We start from the raw sequence: 14,832 nt of genomic DNA, 5'->3' as shown, positions 1-14,832 counted from the left end.
TGCCCGGCTTGCTATAGTGCGCGCGCCCTCAATCCATCACGGATTCGTTCCACATGCCCAACTTCCGTCCGCTTGCCATCGCCCTGGGCATCAGCCTGGCGACCCTGGTCCCGACCCACGATGCGTTCGCTGCCAAGAAAAAGGCCGCGCGTGCCCCGGCTGTCAGTGCCCAGTGCAGCGACTTCTATGACGCCACCAATGCAGGTTGGCTGAAGGCCAACCCGGTGCCGCAGACCGGCGCCACCACCGCGCTGGGCCAGCTGGTCGACCGCAGCCGCCAGCAGCAGCGTGAACTGCTCGACGCAGCGATGAAGGCGCCGCAGGGCAACGTGCAGAAACTGCTGGGTGACTTCTGGGCCAGCGGCCTGGACGAAGCTGCCGTGGAAGCAGACGGCTCCAACCCGATCGCCCCGCTGCTGACCCGCATCAATGCCATCAAGAAGGCCAAGGATGTGCCGGCCTCGATCGCCGCGCTGCACCAGGTCGGCATCCCGGTAGCATTCAACTTCGGCCCCGACGTCGATCTGAAGGCGCTGGACCGTCACATCGGCTACTTCATGCAGGGCGGCATGGGCCTGCCGGACCCGGCGTTCTATACCCGCACCGACGCCGACACCCTGGCGCTGATGGGCCGCTACCGCAACTACGTCAAGCAGATCCTGGCGCTGACCGGCACCCCGGCTGCCAAGCTGGATGCCGAGTCGCAGGCGGTGATCGCGCTGGAAACCGAGCTGGCGCGCAATGCGCAGTCGCTGGCCGGCATCAACAACCCGTTCAACAACTACGCGCCGATCTCCACCAAGGAGCTCAACAGCCGCTACCGCAACCTGCAGCTGGATGCCTTCCTGAAGGCACAGGGCGTGGATGACGACCTGGTCTCGCTGGCCGACCCCGGCCTGTTCAAGCAGCTCGACGGCATGGTCACCAAGCTCAAGCCGGACCAGTGGAAGGCCTACCTGCGCTGGCGCGTGGGCGACTCGATGGCGCCGTACCTGTCCAAGGCCTACCGCGACGCCGAGTTCGAATTCCGCGGCCGCGTGCTGCGTGGCGAAACCCTGCCGCCGCAGCGCTGGGAAGACGTGCTGGAGGCGATCAACGTGGCCGCCGGCCCGATGGTCGGTCGCGAATACGCCGCCCGTTACCTGTCCGCCGAAGATCGTCGCCAGGCGGCGTGGATCGTCGACAAGGTGCGCGAAGTGCAGATCGAAGCGGTCAAGAACAGCAGCTGGATGAGTGCCGAAGCCAAGACCGAAGCGCAGGCCAAGCTGGCCGCGCTGAAGATCGAGATCGGCACCCCGCTGCGCGACCTCGACTACAGCGTGCAGCCGATGGGCCGCGGCTCGTTCGGCGGCAACATGCTGATCGCTTCGACCTGGCGCCATCGCGAGGAAATGAAGCGCATCGGCAAGGGCAACGCCGACCGTCGCTGGGACGTGCTGCCGCAGCAGCCTTCGCTGGCCTACGATCTGGCGCAGAACCGCCTGATCGTCACCGCCGCGATCCTGCAGGGCCCGGTGTTCAACGCCAAGGCCGATGCTGCCGACAAGTTCGGCAGCTTCGGTGGCCTGGTCGGCCACGAACTGACCCGTGCCATCGATGCCAAGGGTGCACTGGTCGATGCCAAGGGCGAGCTGCGCAGCTGGTGGACCCCGGCCGACAAGACCGCCTGGACCCTGCTCGGTAACCGCGTGGCCGCGCAGTACAGCGCCTACGACTTCCCGGGCGTGAAGGGTGCCAAGGTCAACGGCACGCTCACCCAGGAAGAGAACCTGGCCGACATCGCCGGCCTGGAACTGGCCTGGGCGGCGTATGTCGCGCAGGAGCCGAAGGCCAAGCAGGCGCAGCAGCAGGGCTTCTTCCGCGCCTGGTCTGCACTGTGGGCGCAGCAGCTGGCGCCGAACGAGGCCGTGCGCCGCCTGACCGCCGACATCCGCGCACCGGGTCTGTGGCGCAGCAATGGCACGCTGGCCAACCTGCCGGCGTTCGGTGCTACTTTCAGCTGCAAGGCCGGCCAGCCGATGCAGCGCAGCGAAGCCGAGCAGATCAAGGTCTGGCGCTGATCATGCGGCTGTAGCGGCAACAGGAAAAGGGCGCCTTCAGGGCGCCCTTTTCCCTGTGCCAGTCACTCCAAAAAAAGGACCCCGGCAATGCCGGGGTCCAATTCATCTCATGGAGAGGTCGACACGCGACTACGATCAGAAATCGTAGGACGCACTGACACGGACCGAACGCGGTGCGCTGAAGAACGTGCCCATACCGTAGGTGTTCGACACAGTGTAGGGGGCATCCCCATATACCGCATCGGTCTGCACGGCACGACGCTGATTGAGCACATTGAAGACATCCAGACCGAATGCCAACTTGTGATCGGCAAACGCAGGACGATACATCACCCCCAGATCCACGCGCGTGGTCCATGGCGTACGGCCGGCGTCACCCGGACGCGAAGGCGTGCCACCACAGTAGTGATACGCTGCGTCGTAACCCAGAGGATCGCTTTCATCGGTGCCGTAGTAGCCCAGGCAGCTCTTCGGCATTCCAGACATGATGCGCAGGGTCGCCGACGCTGACCACTCGTCGTTGAACATGTATGCACCATAGCCCTTCAGCTGGTGGCGTCGGTCGTTGGCGAGGTACCCGCCCGCGTACTCCATCAACGCCCCGGCGTCCCAGTCCTGCGTCTTGGATACATCATCCTGTCCGATGTCCGACTTCACCTGGCCCTCGGTATTGCCGAAGTTGCGCGACCAGGTGTAGTCCAAGCGGCCATACCACTTGTCACTCAGCGGGTGCTCGATGAACAGGTCCACAGCAATGTAATCGCGCTTGGCCTTCTTGTTCCCGAACCCCCAGTCTGCCGAACTCATCCGTACCGGCGTATAGCCTGAGCCATCGGCATGCTTGAGCATGATGGTGTTCGTCTTGCCGGGATTGAAGATCACGCAACCCGGGATCACCAGATCGCTCGAATCAACGCCCATCGCGTCCAGCTTGTCGATGATGCGGTCCGAGTCACAGGTGTCGTCGATGGCCGACTGCAGGCGGCGATAGGTGAATTTGGCACCGGAGTTCCAGCGCTCACCCAGCGTCTTCTCGAAACCAAGAATGAGTTCGTCCTGATACTGCGACTTCAGGTCTGTTGGAGCTACCGACAGCGGATCCGGGGTCTGGCCATACTCGTTGTTGGACGACACCGGACCCGGGCCAAGCGCGGTGAGGCCCGTCGGAACACCGTTCTCATCAATGCCGTTGTAGGCAAAGTACTCGCGGGTGAAGGTCGATGCCGAAGCACCGCGAATGGCCACACTGTTCGGAAGTGCCAGATAGTAGCGGCCGAGATTGGCAAACAACTTCAGCGACGAATCGCCGAACACGTCCCAGCTTGCACCAAGGCGCGGCGCCCACTGATCGCCACTCTCCACATAAGGCCTGGCATCACTGTTGTAGTTGGTGAACTTGTCGTTGCGGACGCCGATGGTCAGCAGCCAGTTCGGCGTGACTTGCCAGCGATCCTCCAGATAGTAGGCCTTCTGCTTGACCGACATGCTGGTGGTGGTGGAGAGGATGTACTTCTGTACGAAGTAGCCATCACCCGGCGGTGGCGCGATGTCGAAGCGCGGGCTCGGCGATTCGCCGGGCTCGACGCGTCCATAGATCCACGCGTAGCCGGGGCCCGTGACCTTCTGGCCTTCGTTGTGCCCCTGATAGTACATGTTATCGATACCACCGGTCAGCTCGTGGTCACCGATTCGATACTGCAGATCCAGTCGCAAGCCACGCGTCTTGCTGCCCGCATCTGCAGCCTTTTCATAGAGCTCAGGCTGGCTGTTGCGGATCGGACGCCCGCCCGTGATGGCGGGGTCCTGGTTACCCGGGGCACTGAGATAGGGGATACCGGACGAGGCCGGGTTGGATTCCAGGTTGCTCTGCTTGCTGCGTCCCCAGACCGCACTGAGGGTCAGGTCATCAGTCAGGTAGCCGGTGTACTTGAAAATATCGAAATCGTCCTTGACCTTCGTGGTATTCGGGAAGGTCCCGGTGCGATCGCCTTCGGTCAGGTCGTCGTACTCGAACGACCGGTAGTAGCCACCGGTGCGATCGGTGTTCTGCACACGGGTATACTCAAGGGTATTGCTGTCGTTTATGTTCCAGTCGATCTTGCCGTAGAACTTCGGCGTGTCGATCGTGTAGTGGTTGCGAACCTGTTGCGAGGCCGCCGCACTGTTCGTCGACACGCCTTCCGTACGGTCCTTCTCGGCGGCCAGGTGGATGAACAGGCGATCCTCGATCAACGGGCCACTGGCATAACCGCTGTACGTGGTGCGAGTCGCGGCATCGTCCTTGCGGTAGCGATAGAGGCTGCCACGCAGCGAGTCCTTGGTATAGGCGTAGCCTGCGGGCAACTCGCGGTCCGGATACATCACCGTCGCCGCGGAGGCAGCCAACGAGTCGGGTGCCCACGTTGCCTGCACACCAAAATGCCATTCGTTGGTACCGCGCTTGCCCAGCTGATTGATCACGCCACCGGTAGATCGACCATAGCCGGCACCGTAGCCGCCCATGTAGGTTTCCTGCTGGTCGATCGAGCCATAGGGCAGGCTGACACCACCGAGGTTGCTCAGCGGGTTGGACGCGTTGAACCCATTGAGGTAGTAGGCGTTCTCGGTAACGCTGGAACCACCGAACGACAACACCGACCGCGAACCATTGGTGAATGATCCACTGCCAGACACCACGCCCGGCGCCAGCAGCGCAATGGCTTCAGCGCTACGGCCCAGGGGCAGCACGTCGAGTTGCTCGGAGGTGATCACCGACTTGGAAACCGTGTTGCTGACGTCGATCTTCGGCACGTTGGCCGCAACCACGTTCACAGTGCCAAGCGTAGTCGCGCTGGCCGCACCGCCGCCAAACGACACCTCGGTACCGCCGCCGACCTTCAGCAGCACGTTCTCGCGACGCTCGACGATCTGGCCATCGCGCTGCTGGGTAATGGTGTACTTGCCTACCGGCAACGAGCCGAGGTTGTAGCGTCCACTGCTGTCGACCGTCGCCGATCGGGTCAGGCCGGTGTCGCTCTGCACGACAATGGTGGTGCCGGCGGGGGCGCTGCCGAACAGCGAGCCGGTGGTGCTCTGCGCGGCGGCGGCGCCAATGAATGAGGTCAGGACGACTGCGAGGGCGGTGCGCTTCAACCGTGCAACGTTGGTGCGGCTGGTCATGAAGTTTCCTTGATTCAGTGAGATCAGGCGTCTGTGGCAATTGCGCTGCAGCAAAGCGAAGGCTTTACGACAACTGAACCCGATCTTAATTTCATCAATCAAGAATCCGCAACGGCAAATGAACAGATGTAACCATTTGATCTTGAAAGACAAATTTCGACACAATAGTGAAAATAGCCCGCTATTGATTTATCTTTCAGTCACTTGCAGCCGTCCCCTTCCCCTGGCGCACCTCCACGCGCCTGGTGTCAGCAGATACCGGATTAACGGTCGAGGTGCTATCGCTGGTATCTCACCCGCTGCGGAGCCCCGACATGGCACACAAGAACACGATCTGTGTCTGGTATGACAACGGCGCGCTCGAGGCTGCCACCTTCTATGCCAGCTTCCTGCCCAACAGCACAGTGACCGCCGTGCATCACGCCCCGGGTGACTACCCGGACGGCAAGGAAGGCAATGTGCTGACCGTCGAATTCACCGTCTGCGGCATCCCCTGCGTCGGCCTCAACGGCGGCACCGCGTTCAGGCACAGCGAAGCCTTCTCCTTCCAGATCCAGACCGAAGACCAGGCCGAGACCGACCGCCTGTGGAACGCGATCGTGAACAATGGCGGCCAGGAGAGCCAGTGCGGCTGGTGCAAGGACCGCTGGGGCATTTCCTGGCAGATCAGTCCACGCATGCTGATCGAAGCGGTGACCAGCGAAGACAAAGCGCTGGCCAAGCGTGCCTTCAACGCGATGATGCCGATGAAGAAGATCGACATCGCCACCATCGAAGCGGCGATCAAAAAAGGGGACGGAGGGGATTAAGTCGTTTCTCCCCATTACCGCTGGCCCCATGCCAATTGCGACTTAATCCCCTCCGTCCCCTTTTCCCGAGGTGCTGATGTCCTGGGATGCGATCATCATCGGTGGTGGCCACAACGGCCTGGTCTGCGCGGCTTATCTGGCGCGCGCTGGCAAGCAGGTACTGGTACTGGAACGTCGTGGCGTCCTTGGCGGCGCTGCAGTCACCGAGGAATTCCATCCCGGCTTCCGCAACTCGGTGGCGTCCTACACGGTGTCATTGCTGCAGCCGAAGGTGATCGACGACCTGCAGCTGCATGCACATGGGCTGCGCATCATCGCGCGTCCGGCCAACAACTTCCTGCCATTGCCCGACGACCGCTACCTGTTGTCGGCACCTGGCCGCACTCAAGCCGAGGTCGCTAGATTCTCCGAGCGGGATGCACAGCGCCTGCCCGCGTACGAAGCACGCCTGGAGATCTTCGCCGATGTGCTGCGTGCGTGGGCCCTGCGTGCGCCACCGGACCTGGGCGTAGCAGGTGGTTGGCGTGCGCTGCCCGCACTGTGGCAGATGGGGAAGCTCGGCCGCGAACTGGCGGCACTGGATGCACCGCTGCGGCAGGAGCTGCTGGACCTGTTCACGCTGTCGGCGGCGGAGTACCTGGACCGCTGGTTCGAGAGCGCGCCGATCAAGGCGCTGTTCGGCTTCGATGGCATCGTCGGCAACTATGCCAGTCCATACACACCGGGCAGTGCCTACGTGTTGCTGCACCACGTGTTCGGCCAGTGCAATGGCGTGAAAGGTGCCTGGGGTCACGCGATCGGCGGCATGGGTGCAATCAGCCAGGCCATCGCCGCCTCGGCACGAGAGGCTGGAGCGCAGCTTCGCGTGGATGCAGGTGTGCAGCGCGTGTTGGTCGAGCAGGGCCGCGCAGTGGGGGTGGAATTGAGCAACAGTGAAGTCCTGCGTGCACGCGCAGTGGTCGCCAACGTCAATCCGAAGCTGCTGTACGAACAGCTGCTGGAGCCGGCGCAGGTACCGGCTGCCACACGCGAACGCATGACGAACTGGCGCTGCGGTTCCGGCACCTTCCGGATGAACGTAGCGCTGTCGCGGCTGCCGGACTTCCGTGCCCTGCCCGGCCCCGGCGATCACCTCAGCGCCGGCATCATCATGGCACCCAGCCTGGACTACATGGACCGCGCCTGGCTGGATGCGCGCCGCGACGGTTGGTCGCGCGAACCGATCGTGGAAATGCTGATACCCAGTACGCTGGACGATTCACTGGCACCGCCCGGGCAGCATGTGGCCAGCCTGTTCTGCCAGCATGTGGCGCCGGAACTGCCCGACGGGCGTCACTGGGATGATCACCGCGAGACGGTAGCCGAACTGATGATTGCCACTGTCGAACGGTATGCGCCCGGCTTCACCGCCAGCGTGCTCGGTCGGCAGGTGTTGTCACCGCTGGATCTGGAACGGATCTTCGGCCTGGTCGGTGGCGACATCTTCCACGGCGCACTGAGTGCCAACCAGTTGTTCTCGGCGCGGCCGATGGTCGGCCAGGCCGGCTATCGCGGCGCCCTGCCCGGCCTGTACCTGTGTGGTTCGGGAACACATCCGGGTGGCGGCGTCACCGGCGCACCGGGGCACAACGCCGCGCAGGTGGTGTTGCAGGATCTGTAGAGCCACGCCATGCGTGGAGGCGCGTGTACCCCATCGCCTGCATTACCTGCTTTTGGTAGGTGCCAACCTTGGTTGGCACGAGGCAGCAGAAGCGATTGCCAACCGGGGTTGGCATCTACCGACATGATCCTGCGCAAAGCGTGCCAACCAAGGTTGGCACCTACCCGCGTGAAGCGTGGCGCATAGCGCCTCACTTCACGCTGCGCAGATGGTTCGGGCGCTTCGGTGGGCCGGGCGGGCGGCGCTTGTTGAACGGCGATTGCCCGCGCCAGTAACGGATCAGCAGCCAGCCGAACAGCATGCCGCCCAGGTGCGCGAAGTGGGCCACGCCCGGCTGCCAGCCGGTCATGCCCAGCACCAGTTCGCCCACGCCGAACAGGATCACGAAGGTACGCGCCTTCATCGGGATCGGCGGGAACAGCAGCATCACCCGTTGGTTGGGGAACAGCATGCCGTAGGCCAGCAGCAGGCCGAACACGCCGCCGGAGGCACCCAGCACCGTCGCCGGATTCTCCAGCAGCGTACCCACCAGCAGCTGGCAGACACCGGCACCGGCCACGCACACCAGGTAATACAGCAGGAAGCGCTTCTCGCCCCAGGTCTGCTCCAGTGGTGCGCCGAACATGAAGACCGCCAGCATGTTGAAGAACAGGTGGCCGAAGCTGCCATGCAGGAAGCCATAGGTCAGCAGCTGCCACGGCTGGAAGTTGCCACCCGGCGAGAACGCATCGAAGCCCTGCTGCAGCGGTTGCAGCATGAACGGCTCGAAGGTCTGCATGCCGAGCAGGAACGGCTGCTGCAGCAGGAACAGGATCGCGTTGGCGATCAGCAGGGCCTTGGTGACGGTTGGCAGTCGCGGGAACATGGGAGCACCGGCATGGAACGGCCTCCATCATAGCCGCAGCACCGTGTCTTGTTGGCGACCGGCAGGCGCGGCCTGTTCAGTCGCCAGCGGTGCTCAGCCCGGTCCCCATACGGCGGCATCCAGCGCCGCGGCCGGATCGGTGGCCGGCATCCGCACCCGGCCGTTCTCCACCACCACGCCCTCCGCGCGCAACCGCTGTGACTGCTCGCGCCAGCCGGCCGACCCTTCTTCCATGGCGATGCGCCCATCCGAGCGCAGCACGCGGTGCCAGGGCAGGTCCGGGTCGTCGTTCTGGCCAAGGATGCGCGCGGCCAGCCGCGCACGCCCGGGCAGGCCCGCGCGCATCGCTACCTGCCCATAGCCCATCACCTGCCCCACGGGGATCGCGCGGATCACCGCCAGGATGCGCGCACGCGCCTGCTCCGGTGTCAGCGCCGCAGGCGGGTCACCAGCAGTACGCCGATCAGCACCAGCACGGTGCCGGCGATCTGCGCCGGCCCCATCGGTTCGTCGAGCAGCCATAGGCTCATCACGATGGTGGAAACAGGGCCCAGCATACCGACCTGCGCGGCCAGCGACGAACCCACGCGCTGCACCGCCAGCATGATCGCCAGCACCGGCAGCACCGTGCACACAGTGGCATTGACCAGCGACAGCCACTGCACCGGCGCCGGTGCCTGCCACAGCAGCGGCAGTGGATGGGTTACTGCGAAATGCAGCAGCACCAGCACGCTGGCCACGCAGCTGGCATAGGCGGTCAGCCGCACCGCACCGATGCGTGCGACCACCTGCCCACTGCCGAACAGGTACAGCGCGTAGCTGAGTGCACTGCCCAGCACCAGCAGGCTGCCGACGATGATCTGCCCACCCTCGCGCTGCAGGTCGTGGCCGAAGGCCAGCAGCACGCCCAGATAGCTCAGCACCAGCGCGCCGATCTGCCAGCGGCCGGGGCGCTGGCGCGCCAGCAACACATTGATCAGCAGCACCAGGGTCGGGTTCAAGTACAGGATCAACCGCTCCAGCGTCACGCTGATGTACTGCAGGCCCTGGAAGTCGAGCAGACTGGACAGGTAGTAGCCGGTGAAGCCCAGCCACAACACACGGGCGCGGTCGGCCCAGGACAGCGGCTCGGCCCGGCGCGCGGCCCACAGTGCCATCAGTACGAACAGCGGCAGCGCCATCAGCATGCGCAAGGCGAGCAGCGTGGTGGCATCCACGCCGTGACGCAGGCCGAGCTTGACGATGATGGCCTTGCCGGAGGCGGCGATGGCGCCGATCGCGGCCAGGCCGATGCCACCCAGCGCGATGCGTGGGGAAGCGGTAGCGATACGGGAGGCGGGGCTGGACATCAGGACGACGGCGGGCCGCATAGGGCGGCCCGGAAACGCATGGGGGCGCCCATTATCGCATGGGGGCGCCAGGTGACCTGTAGAGCCGAGCCTGCGCTCAGCTGCACCATGTCTGCACGGAACGCAGCCGAGCATAGGCTCGGCTCTACAACCGCCCGGCTCAGCGCATCAGCACCACTTCCTCGGCCGAGGTCGGGTGGATCGCCACGGTGTCGTCGAACTGGGCCTTGGTCGCGCCCATCTTCACCGCCACCGCAAAGCCCTGCAGGATCTCGTCGGCCGCTTCGCCCAGCAGGTGGATGCCCACCACCCGTTCTTCCGGACCGGCACAGACCATCTTGAACAGGCTGCGCTGGGTGCCGTTGGCCAGCGCCTGCAGCATCGGACGGAAACGGCTGTGGTAGACGCTTACCTGGTCGAAACGTGCCCGCGCCTCTTCCTCGCTCATGCCCACCGCGCCCAGCGGCGGATGCGAGAACACCACGCTGGCCACGTTCTCGTAATCCATCTTCGACTGCGGGCGGCCACCAAACAGGCGGTCCATCAGCCGCCGCGAAGCGGCCACCGCCACCGGGGTCAGGCCGACCTTGCCAGCGATGTCACCCACCGCGTGCACGCTCGGCACACACGTGGTCTGCCATTCGTCCACCTGCACCTGCTGGTGTTCGCCAATGCCGATGCCGAGCGCTTCCAGGCCCAGGTCACGGCTGTTGCCGCGGCGGCCGGTGGCAAAGAACACCGCGTCGAACACGCTGTCGAGCGGGCCATCATGGCCGAATGCACGTACGCGTTCGCCATCGCGCTGCAGTTCGCGCAGGCGATAGCCGAAATGGATGCGCACGCCCTGCTGCTTCAGGTTCTCGGCCAGCTGATCGGTCAGCTCGTAATCGAAGCGATCCAGCAGCCGCTGGCCACGCACCAGCAGGCTCACCTTGCTGCCCAGTGCCTGCAGCAGGCCGGCCAGCTCCACCGCGATGTAACCGCCACCGATGATCGCCACCTCGGCCGGTGCCGCGCGCAGATCGAAGAAATCATCGGAGACCAGGCCCAGTTCCGCGCCGGGAATATCGGGCCGCAGCGGGTGCGCGCCGGTGGCGATCAGGATGTGCTCGGCGCTGTAGCGCACACCATCACTGCAGGCAACTGTATGTGCATCGAGCAGATGACCGCGCGCCGGAATGCGCACCACGCCGGTTTCATCCAGGCGCTTGTGGTAGCTGGTGTGGATGTTGCTGATATAGGCCTGGCGATGGATCACCAGCTCCTTCCACGACAGCGCCGGGCGCGCTTCGACATCAAAGCCCATCGCACTGGCCAGGCCGATGCGCTCGTGCAGGTCGGCCGCCAGCCACATGGCCTTCTTCGGCACACAGCCGACATTGACGCATGTCCCGCCCAGTTCACCAGGCTCCAGCATCGCCACGCGCTTGCCGTGCTGCGCGGCGCGGATCGCGCCAGCCAGGCCGGCGGAGCCGCCGCCAAGGACGATCAGGTCGTAATCATAGGGTGCAGTGCTCATCGGAATCGCTCGGGTCGGTAAGGGGCAGGATCGATCGCCGGCGTGCGGCCGCAGACGAGATCGGCGATCAGCTGGCCGGTGCCGGCGCTCATACTGATGCCGAGCATGCCATGCCCTGCTGCAAGCCAGACGTGAGGATGCGCGGGCGCGCGGCCGATCAACGGCACGTCGTCCACGCTCATGGGGCGCCAACCGCACCACTGCTCCTGCAGCTGCGCACCACGCGGCGCGCGCAGGTAGTGGTCGGCGGCGTGCTGCAGGGCCTGCAGGCGGGTCGTGCGCAGTTGCGGGTCGGCACCGGCGAATTCCATGGTGCCGCCCAGCCGCAGTGCTTCACGCCAGGCAATCACGAACACGGAATGGTCCTTCAGCACGACTGGACGCTGCGGCACCTGCGCCGGTCGTGACCAGGTCAGCGAGTAGCCCTTGCCGGGTTGGATCGGCACGCGCAGATCGAGTTGCCGTGCCCAGCGCGGTGACCACGGCCCGGTCGCCAGCACCAGCTCGCGCGCCTGCAGCATGCGTTCACCGACACGCACGCGCACACCCTGCGCGTCGGCGCTGAAATCCTGCACGTCCGACTGCTCTTCGATCACCACGCCCTGTGCGCGCAGCACGCGCGCAAGTTCGGCGGTGTAGCGGTCCGGACGCAGCTGCGCATCGCCGGAGAAGTGGATCGCACCGGCAAGGCGATCATGGAACGCCGGATTGTCGCGCGCGTAGTCGGCGCCATCGATGCGCGCCGTGGCAATGCCCAGTGCGTTCAGCGCTTCGCACTCGGCAGCGTGGTGATCGAAATTGCGGACGTCACCGAACACATAGTCCAGACCGCGCGCCTCGAACTCGCAGTCCAGCGCATGCGTCTGCACCCATTGCGCCAGGCGCAGCCGTGAATCATTCAACAGTGCACCGCGTGCCCGCGTGGCGTGCAGCCAGTCGCGTGCGTTGCAGCGCGCACCGAACTGCAGCAGCCAGCGCCACAATGCTGGGTCCAGGCGTGTACGCACGTACAGCGGCGCACGCGGATCGAGCATCCAGCGCAGCGCACGCAACGGCACGCCAGGCGCTGCCAACGGCGGCGCGTGGCTGGGGGTAATGGTGCCGCAGTTGCCATGCGAGGTCGCACCGCCGACACGCCCACGGTCGATCACACGTACCTGCCGCCCCTGCGCACGCAGCGCGAGTGCGGCGGCCAGTCCAATGGCACCAGCGCCGACCACGATCACATCCTCGCGCGCGCCCTGCATCGATCAGCCCTGCCCGGCCTCGCGCCGCATCGGCGGCCACTGCCGGTAGGTCATCGCACGCCACAGCCATTCCATCGGGCCAAAGCGGAAGCGGCGCAACCAGGCGTGCGAAACGGTCACCTGCACGGCAAACAACAGCAGCGCGAACAGCAGCTGCACGCTGCGCGGCATCAGCTCGAAGCCGCCCAGACCATAGTGATAGAACAGCCAGGTGCACAGCAGCGACTGGCCCAGGTAGTGGGTCAACGCCATGCGCCCGACCGGTGCCAGCCAGGCCAACCGCGCACGGCAATGCACGATCCACGCCAGGTAGCCCAGGCACATCGGCAGGCCGCCAATCGTCACCAGTGCCATTGCGGCTGTCACCGCCAGGTCGTAGGCACCCGGTGCCAGGTAGGGTTTCCAGGCAACCCCCAGCAGCGTGACCACCAGGCCCAGCGGCAGTGCCACCCAACGCAGCACCGCGTACAACCGCGGGAAGCGCTCAGGCGCCGACAGCGCACCGCTGCCGGCAAACCAGCTGCCGATCAGGAACATGCCCAGCACTTCCGGGCCGGTGATCAGCATCGCCCCCATCGACGTGCCGAACTCGCTCAGCCGCTGCGCATTGGCCTGCATCCAGCTGCCGTGCCCGTACACCTGGCGCTGCAGATCGATGCTCTGCTGCGCGTCGGTGAGCATCTTCTGCACGTCCTCCGCCGGAGCCATCGACACCATCGCGCCCACCAGCAGCATCATCGCCACACCGCCGAGATAGACCGTCACGCCCATCCACGGCAGCCAGCTGCGCGGCGCCTCGCGGCAGGCCAGCAGCGGCAACGAGACCAGCGCGTACATCACCAGGATGTCGCCGGACCAGACCAGCAGCGCGTGGCACAGGCCGATCAGCAGCAAGCCAGCGCTGCGGCGCAGGTAGAACGGGGTGAAGTCGCGCCCGGCTACCTCGGCGCGCTGCGCCATCACCGCGAAGCCGGCGCCGAAGAGCAACGAGAACAGGGTGAAGAACTTGCCCTGCACGAACACGTAGACAAAGGCATCGGCCCAGTAGTCGATACCCTGCCAATGCACGTCGATGCCGGTGAAGGCCAGGTCCAGCGGTCCGCTGAAGGCCTCGATGTTCATCAGCAGGATGCCCAGCAGCGCAGCACCGCGCAGCACGTCCAGTACAGCGATGCGTTCGCCGGAAGCCACCGGCTGCAGGGAAGGAGAAGCGGCGTTCACGGGGCGTCCGTCAGGCAGGTCCGCCATTATGCCGCCGGCCCGCGCGCCATGGAGGGCCGCGCCGTGTTCCAGAAACGCAACGGCCCGCCAAAGCGGGCCGTTGCTGCCATCATGATCGCGCTGCGATCAGTGCTGGTGACCACCGTCGCCGTGGACGTGGCCGTGGTCGATCTCTTCCTTGCCGGCTTCGCGCACATCGACGATTTCCACGTCGAAGTGCAGGTCCTTGCCGGCCATCGGATGGTTCAGGTCGACGTCGACGACGCTCATACCAACCTTCTGCACGGTCACCGCACGCGGGCCGAAGTTGGTCTGCAGCACGACCTGCTGGCCCGGAGCCAGCTTGGTGTTGCCGAAGTGCTTCTTCGGCACGCGCTGGGACAGGCCCTCGCGGCGCTCGCCGTAGGCATCGGCAGCGGTGACGTCGACGCTGAAGGTCGCGCCGGCTTCCTTGTCCATCATGGCGTTTTCCAGGCCCGGGATGATGTTGCCGTGGCCGATCAGGATCGCCAGCGGCTCGCCGCGGTCCTTGGACGATTCGATCGGCTCCTGGCCGACTTCGGAAACGGTGTAGTGGAAGCGGACAACGCGGTCTTTTTCGATCTTCATGCGCAACTCTGTCTGGATCTGCCGGAGGCAGGCGGGTTGGGGCGGGTTGTCGCCCGGCGGGGACGCCGCCATCATGACGGCCAATCCTAAGGTGGCGCATTATCCGGAGATCATGCACATCACGCCAGTTTCGTCCGGCCTGCGCCGGCTCCTTGCCCCGGCCCTGCTGCTGGCCCTGCCCGTGCTGATGACTGCCTGTGGCGGCGGCAAGGCCCGGTCCCTTATACACATCCCCGAGCCCACGAAACGGACCCCTCCCCCCCTCGCCCCCCCCCCCCGCCCCAAAAACACAAAACTACTAAGATTTTTATAAAAAAAGATTAAAAAAGAGTTT

The 14,832-nt window shown here is 65.1% G+C and carries 11 protein-coding genes; 3 read left to right on the top strand and 8 right to left on the bottom strand.

What is annotated here, in order from left to right; genetic code table 11:
* The first annotated feature begins 53 nt into the window (after positions 1–53).
* Positions 54–2,060, top strand: coding sequence for a M13 family metallopeptidase (locus EKL94_RS17655; RefSeq protein ID WP_126930067.1), 2,007 nt, complete (start codon positions 54–56; stop codon positions 2,058–2,060).
* Positions 2,061–2,195: 135 nt separating this feature from the next.
* Here the strand turns inward: EKL94_RS17655 and EKL94_RS17650 are convergent, their stop codons facing one another.
* The gene (locus tag EKL94_RS17650) at positions 2,196–5,219 is read right to left on the bottom strand and encodes a TonB-dependent receptor (RefSeq protein WP_126930074.1); all 3,024 of its coding nucleotides are present in this window, start codon (positions 5,217–5,219) and stop codon (positions 2,196–2,198) included.
* A gap of 314 nt (positions 5,220–5,533) precedes the next feature.
* Here EKL94_RS17650 and EKL94_RS17645 point away from each other — a divergent pair, with 314 nt between their 5' ends.
* Together EKL94_RS17645 and EKL94_RS17640 are read left to right on the top strand one after the other, a co-directional pair.
* A complete protein-coding gene (locus tag EKL94_RS17645; RefSeq protein ID WP_126930066.1) occupies positions 5,534–6,028 on the top strand; it encodes a VOC family protein in 495 nt (164 codons plus the stop codon).
* Positions 6,029–6,104: 76 nt separating this feature from the next.
* The gene (locus EKL94_RS17640; RefSeq protein ID WP_126930065.1) at positions 6,105–7,688 is read left to right on the top strand and encodes a phytoene desaturase family protein; all 1,584 of its coding nucleotides are present in this window, start codon (positions 6,105–6,107) and stop codon (positions 7,686–7,688) included.
* Between the two features lie 190 nt (positions 7,689–7,878).
* Here EKL94_RS17640 and EKL94_RS17635 read toward each other — a convergent pair whose 3' ends face one another.
* The 7 genes from EKL94_RS17635 to EKL94_RS17605 all read right to left on the bottom strand — a co-directional run bounded on the left by EKL94_RS17635 (position 7,879) and on the right by EKL94_RS17605 (position 14,498).
* Entirely contained in the window at positions 7,879–8,553 is a 675-nt protein-coding gene (locus EKL94_RS17635; RefSeq protein WP_032128229.1) for a rhomboid family intramembrane serine protease, read from the bottom strand.
* 93 nt (positions 8,554–8,646) lie between these two features.
* Positions 8,647–8,985, bottom strand: coding sequence for an MGMT family protein (locus EKL94_RS17630; RefSeq protein WP_260473457.1), 339 nt, complete (start codon positions 8,983–8,985; stop codon positions 8,647–8,649).
* The gene (locus EKL94_RS17625; protein WP_029550870.1) at positions 8,982–9,902 is read right to left on the bottom strand and encodes a DMT family transporter; all 921 of its coding nucleotides are present in this window, start codon (positions 9,900–9,902) and stop codon (positions 8,982–8,984) included. Before EKL94_RS17625 ends, EKL94_RS17630 begins: the two co-directional genes overlap by 4 nt.
* 160 nt (positions 9,903–10,062) lie before the next feature.
* Positions 10,063–11,421: a glutathione-disulfide reductase gene (gene gorA / locus EKL94_RS17620; RefSeq protein WP_126930064.1), complete on the bottom strand. Its 1,359-nt coding sequence runs from the start codon at positions 11,419–11,421 to the stop codon at positions 10,063–10,065.
* Positions 11,418–12,668, bottom strand: a complete 1,251-nt coding sequence (locus EKL94_RS17615) for an NAD(P)/FAD-dependent oxidoreductase (protein WP_126930063.1) — start codon at positions 12,666–12,668, stop codon at positions 11,418–11,420. The genes gorA and EKL94_RS17615 overlap by 4 nt, the downstream gene beginning before the upstream one ends.
* Positions 12,669–12,671: 3 nt before the next feature.
* Entirely contained in the window at positions 12,672–13,916 is a 1,245-nt protein-coding gene (locus EKL94_RS17610; RefSeq protein ID WP_126930062.1) for a DUF418 domain-containing protein, read from the bottom strand.
* Between the two features lie 99 nt (positions 13,917–14,015).
* Complete coding sequence (locus EKL94_RS17605) at positions 14,016–14,498, bottom strand: FKBP-type peptidyl-prolyl cis-trans isomerase (RefSeq protein WP_043034821.1); 483 nt, start codon at positions 14,496–14,498, stop codon at positions 14,016–14,018.
* Positions 14,499–14,832: the final 334 nt, after the last annotated feature.

It is taken from the genome of Stenotrophomonas maltophilia (assembly GCF_003970865.1).
Classification (GTDB): domain Bacteria; phylum Pseudomonadota; class Gammaproteobacteria; order Xanthomonadales; family Xanthomonadaceae; genus Stenotrophomonas; species Stenotrophomonas maltophilia_AR.
The sequence above is the reverse complement of the archived record's forward strand: the minus strand, read 5'-3'. Positions and strand labels throughout refer to the sequence as shown.

Coding starts and splice junctions, on each gene's coding strand:
- EKL94_RS17625 (WP_029550870.1), bottom strand. CDS start 9,902: ATGTCCAGCCCCGCCTCCCGTATCGCTACCGCTTCCCCACGCATCGCG.
- EKL94_RS17640 (WP_126930065.1), top strand. CDS start 6,105: ATGTCCTGGGATGCGATCATCATCGGTGGTGGCCACAACGGCCTGGTC.
- EKL94_RS17635 (WP_032128229.1), bottom strand. CDS start 8,553: ATGTTCCCGCGACTGCCAACCGTCACCAAGGCCCTGCTGATCGCCAAC.
- EKL94_RS17615 (WP_126930063.1), bottom strand. CDS start 12,668: ATGCAGGGCGCGCGCGAGGATGTGATCGTGGTCGGCGCTGGTGCCATT.
- EKL94_RS17650 (WP_126930074.1), bottom strand. CDS start 5,219: ATGACCAGCCGCACCAACGTTGCACGGTTGAAGCGCACCGCCCTCGCA.
- EKL94_RS17605 (WP_043034821.1), bottom strand. CDS start 14,498: ATGAAGATCGAAAAAGACCGCGTTGTCCGCTTCCACTACACCGTTTCC.
- gorA (WP_126930064.1), bottom strand. CDS start 11,421: ATGAGCACTGCACCCTATGATTACGACCTGATCGTCCTTGGCGGCGGC.
- EKL94_RS17610 (WP_126930062.1), bottom strand. CDS start 13,916: ATGGCGGACCTGCCTGACGGACGCCCCGTGAACGCCGCTTCTCCTTCC.
- EKL94_RS17655 (WP_126930067.1), top strand. CDS start 54: ATGCCCAACTTCCGTCCGCTTGCCATCGCCCTGGGCATCAGCCTGGCG.
- EKL94_RS17645 (WP_126930066.1), top strand. CDS start 5,534: ATGGCACACAAGAACACGATCTGTGTCTGGTATGACAACGGCGCGCTC.